Source organism: Bifidobacterium sp. UTCIF-38 (assembly GCF_006454495.1).
GTDB classification, from domain to species: Bacteria; Actinomycetota; Actinomycetes; order Actinomycetales; family Bifidobacteriaceae; genus Bifidobacterium; species Bifidobacterium callitrichos.
In genome coordinates this window covers 1-12,448 of sequence record NZ_JFAL01000038.1, presented here as the reverse complement: position 1 = coordinate 12,448, position 12,448 = coordinate 1, and the positions used below count along the sequence as shown (strand labels likewise).

General features: G+C 57.5%; 13 protein-coding genes. 7 read left to right on the top strand and 6 right to left on the bottom strand.

The features are described 5' to 3' along the window. From BW11_RS11290 to BW11_RS11280, 3 genes are all read left to right on the top strand, one after another. Positions 1-406 (top strand): transposase (locus tag BW11_RS11290; protein WP_258231291.1); only part of this gene is annotated, 406 nt, incomplete at its 5' end. 34 nt (positions 407-440) lie between these two features. Next, complete coding sequence (locus BW11_RS11285) at positions 441-620, top strand: hypothetical protein (RefSeq protein ID WP_140445844.1); 180 nt, start codon at positions 441-443, stop codon at positions 618-620. Further along, positions 620-940: a transcriptional regulator gene (locus BW11_RS11280; protein ID WP_140445843.1), complete on the top strand. Its 321-nt coding sequence runs from the start codon at positions 620-622 to the stop codon at positions 938-940. Before BW11_RS11285 ends, BW11_RS11280 begins: the two co-directional genes overlap by 1 nt. 173 nt (positions 941-1,113) lie before the next feature. Here the strand turns inward: BW11_RS11280 and BW11_RS11275 are convergent, their stop codons facing one another. The 5 genes from BW11_RS11275 to BW11_RS11255 form a co-directional block, all read right to left on the bottom strand. Then, positions 1,114-1,746 (bottom strand): hypothetical protein, encoded by a 633-nt coding sequence (locus BW11_RS11275; protein ID WP_140445842.1) that lies wholly within the window; start codon positions 1,744-1,746, stop codon positions 1,114-1,116. 211 nt (positions 1,747-1,957) lie between these two features. Further along, the gene (locus BW11_RS11270; protein ID WP_140445841.1) at positions 1,958-3,253 is read right to left on the bottom strand and encodes an MFS transporter; all 1,296 of its coding nucleotides are present in this window, start codon (positions 3,251-3,253) and stop codon (positions 1,958-1,960) included. Positions 3,254-3,618: 365 nt separating this feature from the next. Then, entirely contained in the window at positions 3,619-4,755 is a 1,137-nt protein-coding gene (locus BW11_RS11265) for a replication protein RepA (RefSeq protein ID WP_181162624.1), read from the bottom strand. A gap of 916 nt (positions 4,756-5,671) precedes the next feature. Beyond that, complete coding sequence (locus BW11_RS11260) at positions 5,672-6,283, bottom strand: endonuclease III domain-containing protein (RefSeq protein ID WP_140445847.1); 612 nt, start codon at positions 6,281-6,283, stop codon at positions 5,672-5,674. 95 nt (positions 6,284-6,378) lie between these two features. Then, positions 6,379-6,900, bottom strand: a complete 522-nt coding sequence (locus BW11_RS11255; protein WP_140445839.1) for a PadR family transcriptional regulator — start codon at positions 6,898-6,900, stop codon at positions 6,379-6,381. 162 nt (positions 6,901-7,062) lie between these two features. Here BW11_RS11255 and BW11_RS11250 point away from each other — a divergent pair, with 162 nt between their 5' ends. Continuing rightward, complete coding sequence (locus BW11_RS11250) at positions 7,063-7,773, top strand: NADPH-dependent F420 reductase (RefSeq protein WP_140445838.1); 711 nt, start codon at positions 7,063-7,065, stop codon at positions 7,771-7,773. Positions 7,774-8,006: 233 nt separating this feature from the next. Then, positions 8,007-9,053, top strand: a complete 1,047-nt coding sequence (locus BW11_RS11245) for a replication protein RepA (RefSeq protein WP_258184684.1) — start codon at positions 8,007-8,009, stop codon at positions 9,051-9,053. 592 nt (positions 9,054-9,645) lie between these two features. Here BW11_RS11245 and BW11_RS11240 read toward each other — a convergent pair. Further along, a complete protein-coding gene (locus BW11_RS11240; protein WP_140445836.1) occupies positions 9,646-9,972 on the bottom strand; it encodes a hypothetical protein in 327 nt (108 codons plus the stop codon). Between the two features lie 1,367 nt (positions 9,973-11,339). Between BW11_RS11240 and BW11_RS11695 the strand changes: the two genes are divergently transcribed. Beyond that, positions 11,340-11,726 carry a DUF4870 domain-containing protein gene (locus tag BW11_RS11695; protein WP_219846772.1) on the top strand — a complete coding sequence of 129 codons (387 nt, stop codon included), beginning with the start codon at positions 11,340-11,342 and terminating at the stop codon, positions 11,724-11,726. Between the two features lie 146 nt (positions 11,727-11,872). Continuing rightward, positions 11,873-12,166, top strand: coding sequence for a hypothetical protein (locus BW11_RS11230; protein ID WP_140445835.1), 294 nt, complete (start codon positions 11,873-11,875; stop codon positions 12,164-12,166). Positions 12,167-12,448 lie beyond the last annotated feature (282 nt).

Here is a 12,448-nt window from a genome sequence, read left to right as displayed (position 1 = left end):
CCCCGACCAATTGACCGACCGGCAGGACGAATCCCTCACCGCATTGGGGAACACGGACCCCAAGGGACAGCTCTACCGCGCCTGGCAGCTCAAGGAACTCCTGCGCACCCTGCTCAAACACCCCATCGGACAGGCCAAGGGCGAGTTGAACCACTGGGTGTTCTGGGCGTCCCACAGCCGCATCCCCGAGATCGTCGAACTCTCCAAAAAGATCCGCAGACGCCGCCCCGACATCCTGCGCACGATCGAACTCGGCTACTCCAACGCGAGGCTCGAGGCGTTCAACAACAGGATCAAGGTCACCATCCGCATGGCCTACGGCTTCCACCACGTCGACAACCTCATCAGTCTGGTCATGCTCCGATGCGGCGGCCTCGACATCCGACTACCCCAACCCACCAACTAACCCACGAAAACAACAGAAGCCTCTGAAAATATCGGTGATCGCTCAGGCCGTCGTGATGGTCCTCGCGTTCGCGGCGACCATATGGCTCCTGCCATCCCAGTCCGTACTTCCTGAGGGACCGATGCTCGTCGCCGTCGCGATGGGCGTCATCTGCGGACTCTGGGACTACGGATATGATCGGTATTTCGTCCATACCCTCAAACGCGGCAGGTGATGATCACGAAGAAAGACACTGTCACCCCACGATTCGACCCCGTCATCCACGAGCCCACGCGCCTGCGGATCTGCGGCATGCTCTCCCCGGTCAAGGAGATGTGCTTCGCCGACATCCGCGACGCCCTCGGATTGAGCGACTCCATGTGCTCGCGCCATCTCAACGCACTGGCCGAGAGCAACTACATCGACGTCTACAAGCTCCCCGGAGACACCAACCGGCATCGGGTCACCTGGGCGGCCCTCACCCCGCAGGGCCGCCAGGCGCTCGAAGCGCACCTCGCGGCGCTTCAGGCCATCGCCAACGGCACCATGCTGTAGTCCCGGATCACCCATCCGGCTAACACCCGACCGTCTTTCCATTTCCGGTTTGTGGTATTTAATTAATTATATATTTAAATAATTAATTATTTACCACAAACCTATCCAAAAGACATGCGATACGGCCTTAGAGATACCGCCAACTCTCTAGCCATATCTGTCGCGCACGACGGTCATTCCTCCAAGGCGGCGGGATCGTACCAGGTGATACGCAGGTGGAATGTACCGTCGTTGGGGTGCCAGCCCTGGAATCCCAGGTCGTTCCAGTCCATCGGCATCGCCCCGGCTTCCTCGGTGAAGGGTTTCGACTGCGCGATGAGGTCACGTTGCGTCTCGTCCGGCATGCCGAGCGTCTCGGCCATGCATCGGAATCCTTCGAAGCGCATCGGATCCTTGCCGCCGTCGGCGGGGACGACGAGGTAGATGTCCTTCGGCGGATGCTCGTTCTCGCTCGCAGCGCCCGCTGAGTTCTCGGACGCTATCTGGAACGCGGCCTTTGACTCGGAGGAATCATCCGGATCGTTGCAGTCTGCGACCATGTCGATCATGTCCTCGAACGTGTATCGCCGGGCACTCTGCGCAGGCAGCTTGTAGGCACCGAGTACGGCGTCGGCATTGATGCGGCGCCATGCCCATACCACCGTCACGCATATGACAACAACCAGCAGCACCACTCCAGCGACCACCCACGGGCGACGTCCGTTCCGCCAGCCCCCGCGAATACCGCCGCCGCGCGCACCGCCATGTGACGCCCCATTGCCTCCCATGATCCTCACCCACTTCGCTCTGCCTCGACCGCGCTCCATCGCGCTGTCCTTATGATGATTCCATTTTAAATCCGCCCCCCCTGAATCAAGAGACTCGTTGGCGCATCAAACCCACGAAAGCCCTACTGTCAGCAGGCGCGAACACAATCGCCATCTGATTAAAGTGGACAATTGGGAAGAAAAGTGGACGCAATTCCAATCGCGTCCACTGTAATGTGGCCATCCATGTCTCGGAGAGGGCACAGCCCACCTACAACTCGACCTGTTCCCACTGCGCTGGCAGCGGGATGTTCCTCGTCGAAGTGAAGCAGGCCAGGACTAGGCCGATGAAGGCGCATGTGACCACAAGTACCATGACGGCGCGGAATCCCAGCCAATGCGTCTGCAGCATCCATCCGACCAGCGCCGGAGTCATGGCGCCAGGCACGCCGACCGTGGTTTCGAACACGGTGGACACCCTACCCTGCATATGATCCGGAGTGCGCCCGTAAATGAAACCGAGTTCTCCGGCATTCATGGATGGGAACAACAGCGATGCAACAACCATGCACGCGACTATCGCGCCATACGAATCAGCGAAAAGAAGTGGGATCATGGCGACGGAGAACACAGCGAAGGTGAGAATGATGAGCTTGCCGGTTGGGATGTGATCGACCAGCCAGCCCGCTGCAAGAGAACCGATCAGCGCCGCGACGCCTGTGGCCGTGCTTACCAGACCAATGAGTACCGGATCCGTCCCGCGTGCCGCGAGCATGATCTGCACACCGACGATGCTGCCGTAGCAGGCGATGTTGATCACTGTGCCTTGGACGATGGCCGCGAGGATCGTGCGTCTGGTCAGCGTCCATCTCCATCCTTCGACGAACTGGGCGAGGAACCCCTCATCCTGGCCAGCCTTCGCATGCGAAGAGGACTCATCAGACACGTCATCCTGCGCCTTCGCGCTCGGTTTCGGCAGCGCCATCGCCGTGACGGCCGCGACCAGATAGAGCGCCGCGGAAACAAGGAACGGAAACCAGACGGAAAGGTGGTAGAGCAGGCCTCCTACAGCGCCGCCGGACAGCTCGAAACAGGATTCACGCGCCTCACGTATCGCCTGAGCCTTGGCGAAGCGTTCCACCGGCACGATCGACTTGAGCATGGCGTCGTTGGACGGCCCCAGCATCCCATTCATGACGGCGAAAATGATGACGATCAGCGCGAACGTGACCGTATTCATCATCCCCGCGGCAAGCAGACCAGTCGCCGTCAGGGACAGCAGCAAACCGATGAGACCAAGCAGAACCATCAGCCTCCGACGATCATGACGATCGGCGATCGCGCCACCGACGGACATCAGCACCAGACCTATGACCGATTCGAGAGTGACGAGCAATCCTGCGATGAATGTGGAGTGCGACAGCGCCAGTCCGATCAGCGGGACGACGAATGTGCGCAGACTGACTGCGAATACGTCTGATGTGTCGGACAGGAACCAATTGCGGTAGGCGGCGATCCTCCATAAGGAGGAACCGGGATGGACAGAGGAGCGTGTACCGGTGTTCATGATGAAACTCGTTTCATGGTCAAGCCGCCGTAAGCCGATCCGCGTCGACCGGATATGGTCGGTCGTGCCGGATCGTTCATGGAGGCAGCGTTCGGGAATTTGGCATGACGACGTATCGCGCGACCTAGGTCAGGTCGCGACGTGAAGAACGGAGGATGTGTGGTCCTCTGGCCTAGTCGTATGCGAAGGATTCCAGAACGACGTACATACGAATTCCTTTTGTTCGACAACGGTGTCCTCGATGCAGCAACGGATTTCGATATCCGTCACGCATCGCTCGTACGTTCAATGATACCGCCAAACAGCTGTCAGACGAGCGTTAGGGAGTCTTACTCGTATCCTGCAACTTGCAGGGAAACATGGCATCATTCCTCGTCATTACCGACTTCTAGACCAGCAGCGTCTCCGTTTTTCGGCGTCTTCTGGCGGTCAGTGTCCAACAGTCGACGATTCTCTGCCGCTACCGCATGAGGATCATAGTTAGGCGATCCCACAAAATGACTGACCGTGGTTCTCACCCGAGGTTGTCTCTTGGACTCTTCCATAGCTCGTTTAACGTTCTCTTCCGCAATGGCATCAAATAACGCCTTGCGTTTTCTCTCAATTTCCACTTTCCGTTTCGCTTCAGCAGCGATTGCTTTCGCTTCTTGACACATCCGGCGTTCTTCACGTCGCTCCTCTTTTGTCGGAACCACGTGCGAAGAGGCAGAAAGAATGACTTTCCCATCGCCGTATCGGACAGTAAGATCTGTCCAGTATTTCTGTACCTCGGAAATTCCGGCACGAAATGTCTGTCTAAACCGCTTCATGAGCTCGGCATCACTGCCAAACTGATCACGCAACTGATCCCAAGTGACTACAGCAGGACCACCGCCCACATAGAGCCGTCGCGCTGCCCACCAATAGATGTCTAGAGCCAAAGGGCTATTAATCTTCGCCACAATGTCAAGATCAACCGGAACAACCTTACGAGTTATCATCGCAATGTATTCGGGTGAGAACTGTACCCAAGACTGATCTAAAGTCTCGGCATCATCACGCAACCCCCAATATGCGCTCATTGTTCGAGCCACTACAAACTGGACACCTCTCGTATACTCCGGGTCACCTTCATCGGAGATACTAATCGTCGATTTCCATAGCCGCTCCATCTGTGTTCTCAGGTTCTTTGCCTGACGCCCACCGATGGTGCTACCTATCGATCTCATAAACTGTCTGAAGCTACCACCGAGATGCAACGTAAGAGTGTCTTTACTCCAACTCGGATCACCTGTCGTAATCATCTGGAGCAGGAAGATCTCAAACTTTCTTGGATAGATGCCACTTGCAACTTCATCAGTGCTGGACTGGATACTCACGGTGAGAGTGCCGTTACGTCTGACAATGCGGGTCAAATGCCTGCTGCGATATGGCATGGAAACCATACTGGAAATCTTGCTTACTAAGCCGTAACGTCGACGCTCTTCAGCGACAGCAACATCTTTACTTATAGAATGAGTCATGTGAGCCTCCTGAAGCTTGACCATTTCGGGGTTCGCGATCACCCCTCAGAGGTTGCCGCCTTTGAGGGGATTTTCGTTGGAATGACGCCGTTTTCTCCCGTGTCATTTAGGTGCGACTATAGCATGCGCACCTAAATGACACAAAGCTCTGGCTCGACCGTGTCTTTTAGGTGCGTTTTGCGATTTATGCCGTGTCTTTTAGGTGCTTGCGTGGGGCTTTAGGTGCGGACGATGGGGCTTTAGGTGCGTTTTCGTGGGGCTTTAGGTGCGCCAACCCCACGAAAGCCCTACTGCCAGTAAGGCTGCGATGGCGCCGCCTGTAATACCAGTAATAGCCTGTATCAACCCCTACCCCTTACAAACTCCAGCACGGCAACTGAACTGCACCACTCTTCAGCAAAACCTGTGGGGCCTTAGGTGCATCAACGTCTACAAACCTCATTGTCCACAGCCTTAATGGGCGATTGCGTCCCAATTGAAAGGACTGCCGGAGGCAAGGCGGACGAAATCCTGTCATGCGCCCTTTAATAGCGTTGGCAAGGCCTTTCACTGGTCGCATCATGCGAACCTTGTCCCAAAGGGGAGAATCTTGCCCTTGATTGCAAAAGGGGACAAGGACTAGAGCTGCAGCATTGTCATTCGCGCCTTTCGAGCACGATGAACGCCTTGTTTCCCAACGATTCGTAGCACATCTTACTTTGTAACAGGTCGGAACCTTGTCCCAAAGGGGAAGTCGCACTCGATCACGGATCGGCAAAATCTCCATCAGAGCGTCTCCACGGTGCGACTCTCGCGGAATCGGCTTGAAATCAACGTTTTCGACCTTACCTCAGTTCATGAGAACGGAAGAACAAGGTCGAGATGAAGGAGAAGCGGACGGCAATCAGGCGAAACCTTGTCCCAAAAGGGAGAACCGTCATCTCGGCCAGTCGGCAAGGAACGAACTGGCCTTGTCGTCGTCGCTGCGGTAGGCCTTGCCGAACTCGTCGATGAGTCCGTGGAGTTCCTTGAGCTGATCGACGTCGAGACCGGTGGCAAGCACCGCCGACGCGTACGACCGGTGGAACGCCGGGTATCCGTCCGGCACGTCGAACCCGAGGAACGAGAACAGCCGTCGCGCGTAGGTGTCCGCGACGAACGCGCGACGAGAGAACACATACAGCACCAGGTCGTCGGCTGTCTCGCCGCCGATGCCGAACAGCGACAGCAGTTCGGAGCGCAGTTCGTCATCCGTCATGTTCGCGGCGCCGGACGGATCGGTATCGCAGCGTTCGATGTACCACTGGCTCAGCGACTGCAGCGTGCGCGCCTTGTTCCGGTAGAACCCGGATGGGCGTATGAGTTCCTGCAGTTCCTCGGGTTTCATCGCGACGATGGCATGCGGTTCGAGCGCATCGGCCGCCTTCAGCGCCGCGAGCGAACGGTCGACATTGCCCCATGCGGTGTTCTGTGTGAGGACCGCTCCGACCATGATCTCGAACAGCGTCTCGGCCGGCCACCAGTTCGTGGGCCCGATCTCGCGTTCCATGGTCTCGTACAGCCGCTCGATGTCCTCGGGACCAGGACGTCCACCACGCGATGGACGGTCGACACGACCGGCGCAGCCGACACCGGAACGTCGAGTCACTCGCCGAGTTCCTTCTCCAGCCACTTGTGCTCCGCCTCGATCTCCGCGTCATGGATGGCGGTGATCGCGATGCGGTATTTGTCGGTGAGCTTGTCGTTGTCGATCGGCCCCTCGCCATCGCTGTACATGCGACATGCATCCCCGTCGAGCACCGCGAGTCTGCGTCGCAGCACCTCGCGCCGCTTCTCCTCGTCCGGTATGACGGACAGGAATGACATGACGACCGACCACTTGGTGATGTCGGTGAGCATGTAGCCGTCCGCATTGCTGAGCTCGTCGATCAGCTTGTCACGACCGGCCTGCTCCAGATGGAACTCGCGCAGGCGACGGCCGTTGACCACCTTGAAGCTTTCGCCCAGATAGCCCGCCTTGACGAACTTGCCGGTCACGGAGTGCAGCGTGCCGTCGCTGAACGCGCGCGCGTACCCCTGCAGCTGCTCCATCTTCTTGCGTAGTCGGTAGCCGCACAGTGGCTCCTCCGACAGGAATCCCAAAGTCATGATCTCCACGATATTCATGCCACACATGATACCTCAGAGTGATATATCTCAGACCAACACGCCGATGGCGACAGTGAAGGGAATCGCCAGCAAACGCCGACTTTCCAACGGTTTTTCGCCGCGATATATATTTAGTTGATATATCTCAGCTTGAAATATCTCGTAAGGAGTCATATAGTGATGATCAACGCGGAAGCGACGGGACGATCCCCGAGCCGACGCCACGAAACGAACGCCACACGGCGCTGGAACATCCACAGGGAGGCAATCATGAGCAACATCACCATCTTCGGCGCAGGCAACATCGGATCCGCTGTCGCCGGCATCGCCGTCAAGTCAGGGGCTGCCGTCCAGGTCATCGACCGCAATCCCGACAAGGCGGCCGCGGCAGCCGACGGCGTAACCGCCGGCAAGTTCGGCGACGCCGCGATCGCTGGCGATGTCGTCGTCCTCGCCCTGCCGTTCCCCGCCTACGACGAGGTCGTCTCCGCCTACGCCGACCAGCTGGCTGGCAAGACCGTGGTGGACGTGTCCAACCCGATCGACTTCACCACCTTCGATCTTGCCCTGCCGGAGGGCGTCTCCTCCGCCGCCGAGTACCTCGCCGGCAAGCTGCCGCAGTCCAAGATCGTCAAGGCGTTCAACACCACGTTCGCCGCGACGCTGGCCACCGGTGTCAACGACGGCGCCCCGACCGTCGTGCAGCTGGCAGGCGACGACGAGAACGCCAAGAACGCCGTCAAGGCGTTCGTCGAGGCAGGTGGCCTGAAGACCGTCGACGCCGGAGCGCTCAAGCGCGCCCAGTACCTCGAGGGTTACGGTGCCCTGCAGATCATCCTCGGCGTGACCGAGCAGACTCCGTGGACGGGTGGCTTCAAGGTCGTCAAGTAGCCACTGTCTGACGGACGTTCGGAACTTTTCCCGATCAACGACCGGCAGTGAGAACCGTGCGACAACCATCGCACGGTTCTCTTGCGTGATGGGAACGGCGTTATGAAGCCGTTTTTGAGGGTGATGCTGCACCATCCTGCCTTGTGTTAATTATTTAATTAAATAATTAATTATTTATATATTTAATTAAATATTGCGTGTTGGCGCTTCCGCTGGACTGTACGATTATGGGCATGGCGAACAAGCGAAAGACGATCGAGGAGAGCGCAGGTCCAGGCCGTTCACTGATACGGCCCCAGACCCTTGCGGACATCGAACGGCGCGAGCCGGACAGCAAGGAGATCTGGTATGGTCACTCGATCCTCACTTCGACGCTGTTTCCGCCCACCCAGCCATCGACGGACACCGATTTCGTCAGCAAGACCAACGGCACACTCGAATACGTGCTCGAGGCCGGCATCGATCCCGAGGAACGCAAGCGCAAGTTTCCTTATGGCAAGTATCCACGACTGATCATGGCGTGGATCGCCAAGCAGATTCGCACAGCCGGCAAGATGAAGACCGAATACGTCGACCCGCAGACACGCACCATCACCATCCCATCGATCTGGCAGATGTGCAACGAGCTCGGCCTGCAGCGCGGTGGCAAAACCGCCGACAAGATCCAAGAGCAGCTGCGTCTGCTGCTGTCCAGCCACATCACGATCCGCAAGACCACAGGCTTCTCCGGCGGCAAAATGCACGACATGATCAGCCTGCCGATCGTCGAGGCCGTCCGATTCAAGGAGAGCGACACCAACGCCGCATTCTCCGGCAGTGCCTTCGTCCTCACCAAGGAGGTGTACGAGCGTCTGGCGCGCGAATCGGCTCCGTTTGATACGCGGGCGAGCTCGCTGCTTCTGTCCGGCCGCAGCGTGCTGCCGTACGACACCTATGTGTGGCTGACCGGCAGCATGCGCAATCTGCGTCATGACCTCCCCGTCACCTGGGACTGGTTGTACGAGCGGTTCGGCGACAGCATCAGCAGCAAGCAGAACTTCCGCGCGAAGTTCCGCAAAGCGTTGGCCAAGGTTCGCGATGTATACCCGTCCGTCCATGTGAGCGTCGACGAGAAGGGCGTGACCCTGCACCCGAGTCCGACCGCCATCGCCGCACGTCACCTGATCGACGGCGAGTATGTGGATGAGATCGTGGGGCAGGACGTGCCGGACGCGGTGGATCCAGCTTCAAATCCGACTCCGAACCAATACGATAGTCCATCTGAAAACGGTGGAAAATAGCCGATTCTGCAGTTCTGGTTCAACCTACCCGGCGACCGGACAGAATCGCCTGCGGCGTATGGTCCCATGGCAGGCGTTCCGGACGAAATTGTGGACCATCGTATTGGCCAGCAGGCGTTCAGGATCCATGCCGTTCAGGCGTCTCAGGATCGCGACAAGATATGATTGACGGCGATTTCGCTGTGTTTTCGTTGGAATTTCAACGAAAACACGGGATTGTACGATAGTCCATCCGTTTCACTATCCGGAGGTATCGGCGCCCCTGACTGTGCTCAGAAAAGCACGGAAACAGTGCCACGATGTCATTCCTCGCAGCTGCCGAGGAAACCGACGACAGTCATTGTGGTGGACCTTTGTAATGGCCGGCACACTGCACGAACGCTCGTCACATATACATGAAAAACGTTGGAAGCACAACGAAAAATCCTCGTCGGACATCGACATATGAGGTAATGCAAAGGTCCATCACATTCGTTGCGACGACAGATTGGCAACGTTCATGAACACCGCTGCCGCAATGTCATCCGAGTCGTTTTCATGCCCGCCGGATCGTCCGGAAAGTGCAATTTGGTGGACTATCGTCCGACCTCCATCAGGACAGCAACGCCTCGACGCGCACCGTATCCGAATGGATCGCGACGATCATGCAAACCGCGACTACGACCGCGGAACAGGCCAGTACGGGCACCCACAGGACGATCATCGAAAGACTCGTCCCGGCGATCTTCAAACCGAGATCGCCGAACTGGATCGCCGTCACGATGTCGATCGCAGCCACCCACAGGATGGCGCTGCGTACCGCGGCGTCAAGGCCGATGTGCGAGACCGGTGTGACGACGCCGTTCTCGCGATCGATCCGCAGCGTGCACATCCCCTCGATGGTGTTCGCCGAGACGGCGATGGCACCGGCGATAACCATGGCGGGAATCAGCCATATATTCGCACTTCCGAACCACACACCGGACGTCAGGCCGTGGGCGACCCATACACCGGCGCCGTAGATCAGGAACGGTGTCCAGTTCGTGCCGACCAGTCGGGATGTCCAACGCGGGCCGGAATGGTTCTGTGCCGACCTCGCCACCAAGGCGTCGACGACGCACACCCCCCATCGCCAGTATCCACGCGATCGATGGATCCGATGCGCACTGCCGTACGGCCGACTCCGCAGTTCCAGTTTCCGAAGGCGACCAGCCGCGCAGGGCGGCGCATGTGAACCGCTCGTTGATGGCGGTATGCGCCCACGCATGCGACGCCCATGGCCGCAGCCGCAAGCGATCCAACCGTTCGGGAAACCCATGCACGTACCCCGGACCCAAAACCGACAGACCTCATCGTCATGCTCATGACACCATTATCGCACGTAGTCATTTTTAATGACAACGTAGTAAAAGATGGACTTTTGTATTGAAAACCACGGAACAACACTGGCTTTGAAAGTGCAAAAACAGTCCACCGCACACGCGCGACACGCCCGGACAAACAGTCAAAAATCTCACTTTTTTGTCCACATTATGAGATTCAAAGTGTCTCAAAACTGTCCCAAAACCTGTGGATAACTTCCCAAAATGATGGACTATCGTATTGATTTTTAGTGGACTATCGTATTAATCTCAAGCTTTCGCAACTTGGCATAGTGGACTATCGTATTGAAAATAGTGGACTATCGTATTGAAAATAGTGGACTATCGTATTGAAAATAGTGGACTATCGTATTGAAAATAGTGGACTATCGTATTGAGCGACACGCACTCAGCCTTACTGCCACAACGGTTTTCGGGTCCGCTTATAGTTGTTATAGTTGTTATAGTGTTATAGTTGTTATAGCGATTTGCGAAAATCGGAGTTATCCACATTTCGCAACTGCCGCAAATCGCCGATCGCTTCGATCTTTTCGCTTTCACGCTTCAGCAACGTTTCCGCTCAAGATTCCTTCTCGATGCTCTTATTACCCTTAACGCGGTTTTGCCCTTTGACGTAGTTTTTTCTTTTGCCGTAGCCGCTCCCACTTCACATCCATCACTTCTCATCCGGGCGCCTCTTCGATGCAGGACACACTCATCTCGGATGCTTCCCTGCGCCTTGCACTCGATGCCACATGTCTTCCACCATTCGCTTTCAAGAATTACGGATTTGTTTTTACTGCCTTCGTGCGTCCTCCTGTGCCTGAATGGCAACCGGAAGTACAATTGGGCATAGGGAGTTCACATGACGCATAGACGCGTCGTGAGGACTGACTGAGGAATCGCCAGTGGAGGATTCCGTCATCGAAGTGAGAAGGGAATACCGATGACCAACGTCAACCCGGAACCGCAGCAACAACAGCCGGAGTACACTCCGAACGCCGCCCAACCCCAGGCGTATCCGAATCAGCCGCAGACGCCGCAATACGCGCCCCAGTACCAGCAGCAGCCCGGATACGCCACGTACCCACCACAAGCCAACCCCGCAGACACCGGTTCGTTCGGATGGGCCGTACTTGGCTTCGTCATTCCCGTCGTCGGCCTTATCCTGTGGCTCGTCTGGAAGGACACCCAGCCGAAGAACGCGCATAGGGCCGGCAAGGGCGCGCTGGTGTCGGTGATCGTAATGGTTGCGATCTACATCTTGATCTTCGTGATTGCGATCATAGCCGGTGTGGCGGCGAGCTCGACCTCGGCGCTTGGATTGCTGTGATGGAACCGCCCACTGCGGGACCCGCAGCACCGAACATCCCACCGCAGGCTCAGCGGTCGGCGGGCCCCATCCCCGTGGGGCCCGCCTATCAGCCGCAGCCTGCGGTGCCTGTGGGGGCGCCATTACCCATGGAACCCATGCAGCCCATGCCGATGCAGGAAGTTCCGCAGATGGAGCCCTCCGAGCCAGAACGACGTCCGAACGAGATGACCAGGGGATTCGCCATCGCGGGCATCGTCCTTGCGGTCATCGCCGCGGTGTTCGCGATGATGCCGTTGTGGGATGATGTGTCCGTGTTCGGCGTCGTCGGTCTAGCGCTGGACGTCATCGCCGCCTGCTCGCTCATCTCCGACCGCAACCGGACACCGGTGTGTATCGGCACCGTGGTGGTCGCCGCGTTGCTCTGCGTCGCGTCCATCGTGGTCGTTGCCCTCACCTGATCCGGTCTGCCCCGGTTCGATGCCGTTTCAATTCACCATCCGTTCATGACTCGGTGTCCCGAATTTCGGGCGGATGGTCTTTTCCCTTCATCGGCATGCGTTAGCCTGTAACTACCAGCGATTAAGGCTGTTGCGACACGCCGTGGAAACCGCTTGATAGAGCCGTTTCCCTAGGTTTTTGCGTCCTTTCGCTTGCATCATGACGCCATCGGGTGTAAGTTTATCTCTTGCTGCTCAGCACGGGGGTTGGTCCCTTGGATTAAGCCTTTCGGGCTGGTGTGT

Coding starts and splice junctions, on each gene's coding strand:
- BW11_RS11250 (WP_140445838.1), top strand. CDS start 7,063: ATGATCAACGCGGAAGCGACGGGACGATCCCCGAGCCGACGCCACGAA.
- BW11_RS11255 (WP_140445839.1), bottom strand. CDS start 6,900: ATGAATATCGTGGAGATCATGACTTTGGGATTCCTGTCGGAGGAGCCA.
- BW11_RS11260 (WP_140445847.1), bottom strand. CDS start 6,283: ATGGAACGCGAGATCGGGCCCACGAACTGGTGGCCGGCCGAGACGCTG.
- BW11_RS11275 (WP_140445842.1), bottom strand. CDS start 1,746: ATGGAGCGCGGTCGAGGCAGAGCGAAGTGGGTGAGGATCATGGGAGGC.
- BW11_RS11265 (WP_181162624.1), bottom strand. CDS start 4,755: ATGACTCATTCTATAAGTAAAGATGTTGCTGTCGCTGAAGAGCGTCGA.
- BW11_RS11280 (WP_140445843.1), top strand. CDS start 620: ATGATCACGAAGAAAGACACTGTCACCCCACGATTCGACCCCGTCATC.
- BW11_RS11230 (WP_140445835.1), top strand. CDS start 11,873: ATGCCGATGCAGGAAGTTCCGCAGATGGAGCCCTCCGAGCCAGAACGA.
- BW11_RS11240 (WP_140445836.1), bottom strand. CDS start 9,972: ATGGTTATCGCCGGTGCCATCGCCGTCTCGGCGAACACCATCGAGGGG.
- BW11_RS11245 (WP_258184684.1), top strand. CDS start 8,007: ATGGCGAACAAGCGAAAGACGATCGAGGAGAGCGCAGGTCCAGGCCGT.
- BW11_RS11695 (WP_219846772.1), top strand. CDS start 11,340: ATGACCAACGTCAACCCGGAACCGCAGCAACAACAGCCGGAGTACACT.
- BW11_RS11270 (WP_140445841.1), bottom strand. CDS start 3,253: ATGAACACCGGTACACGCTCCTCTGTCCATCCCGGTTCCTCCTTATGG.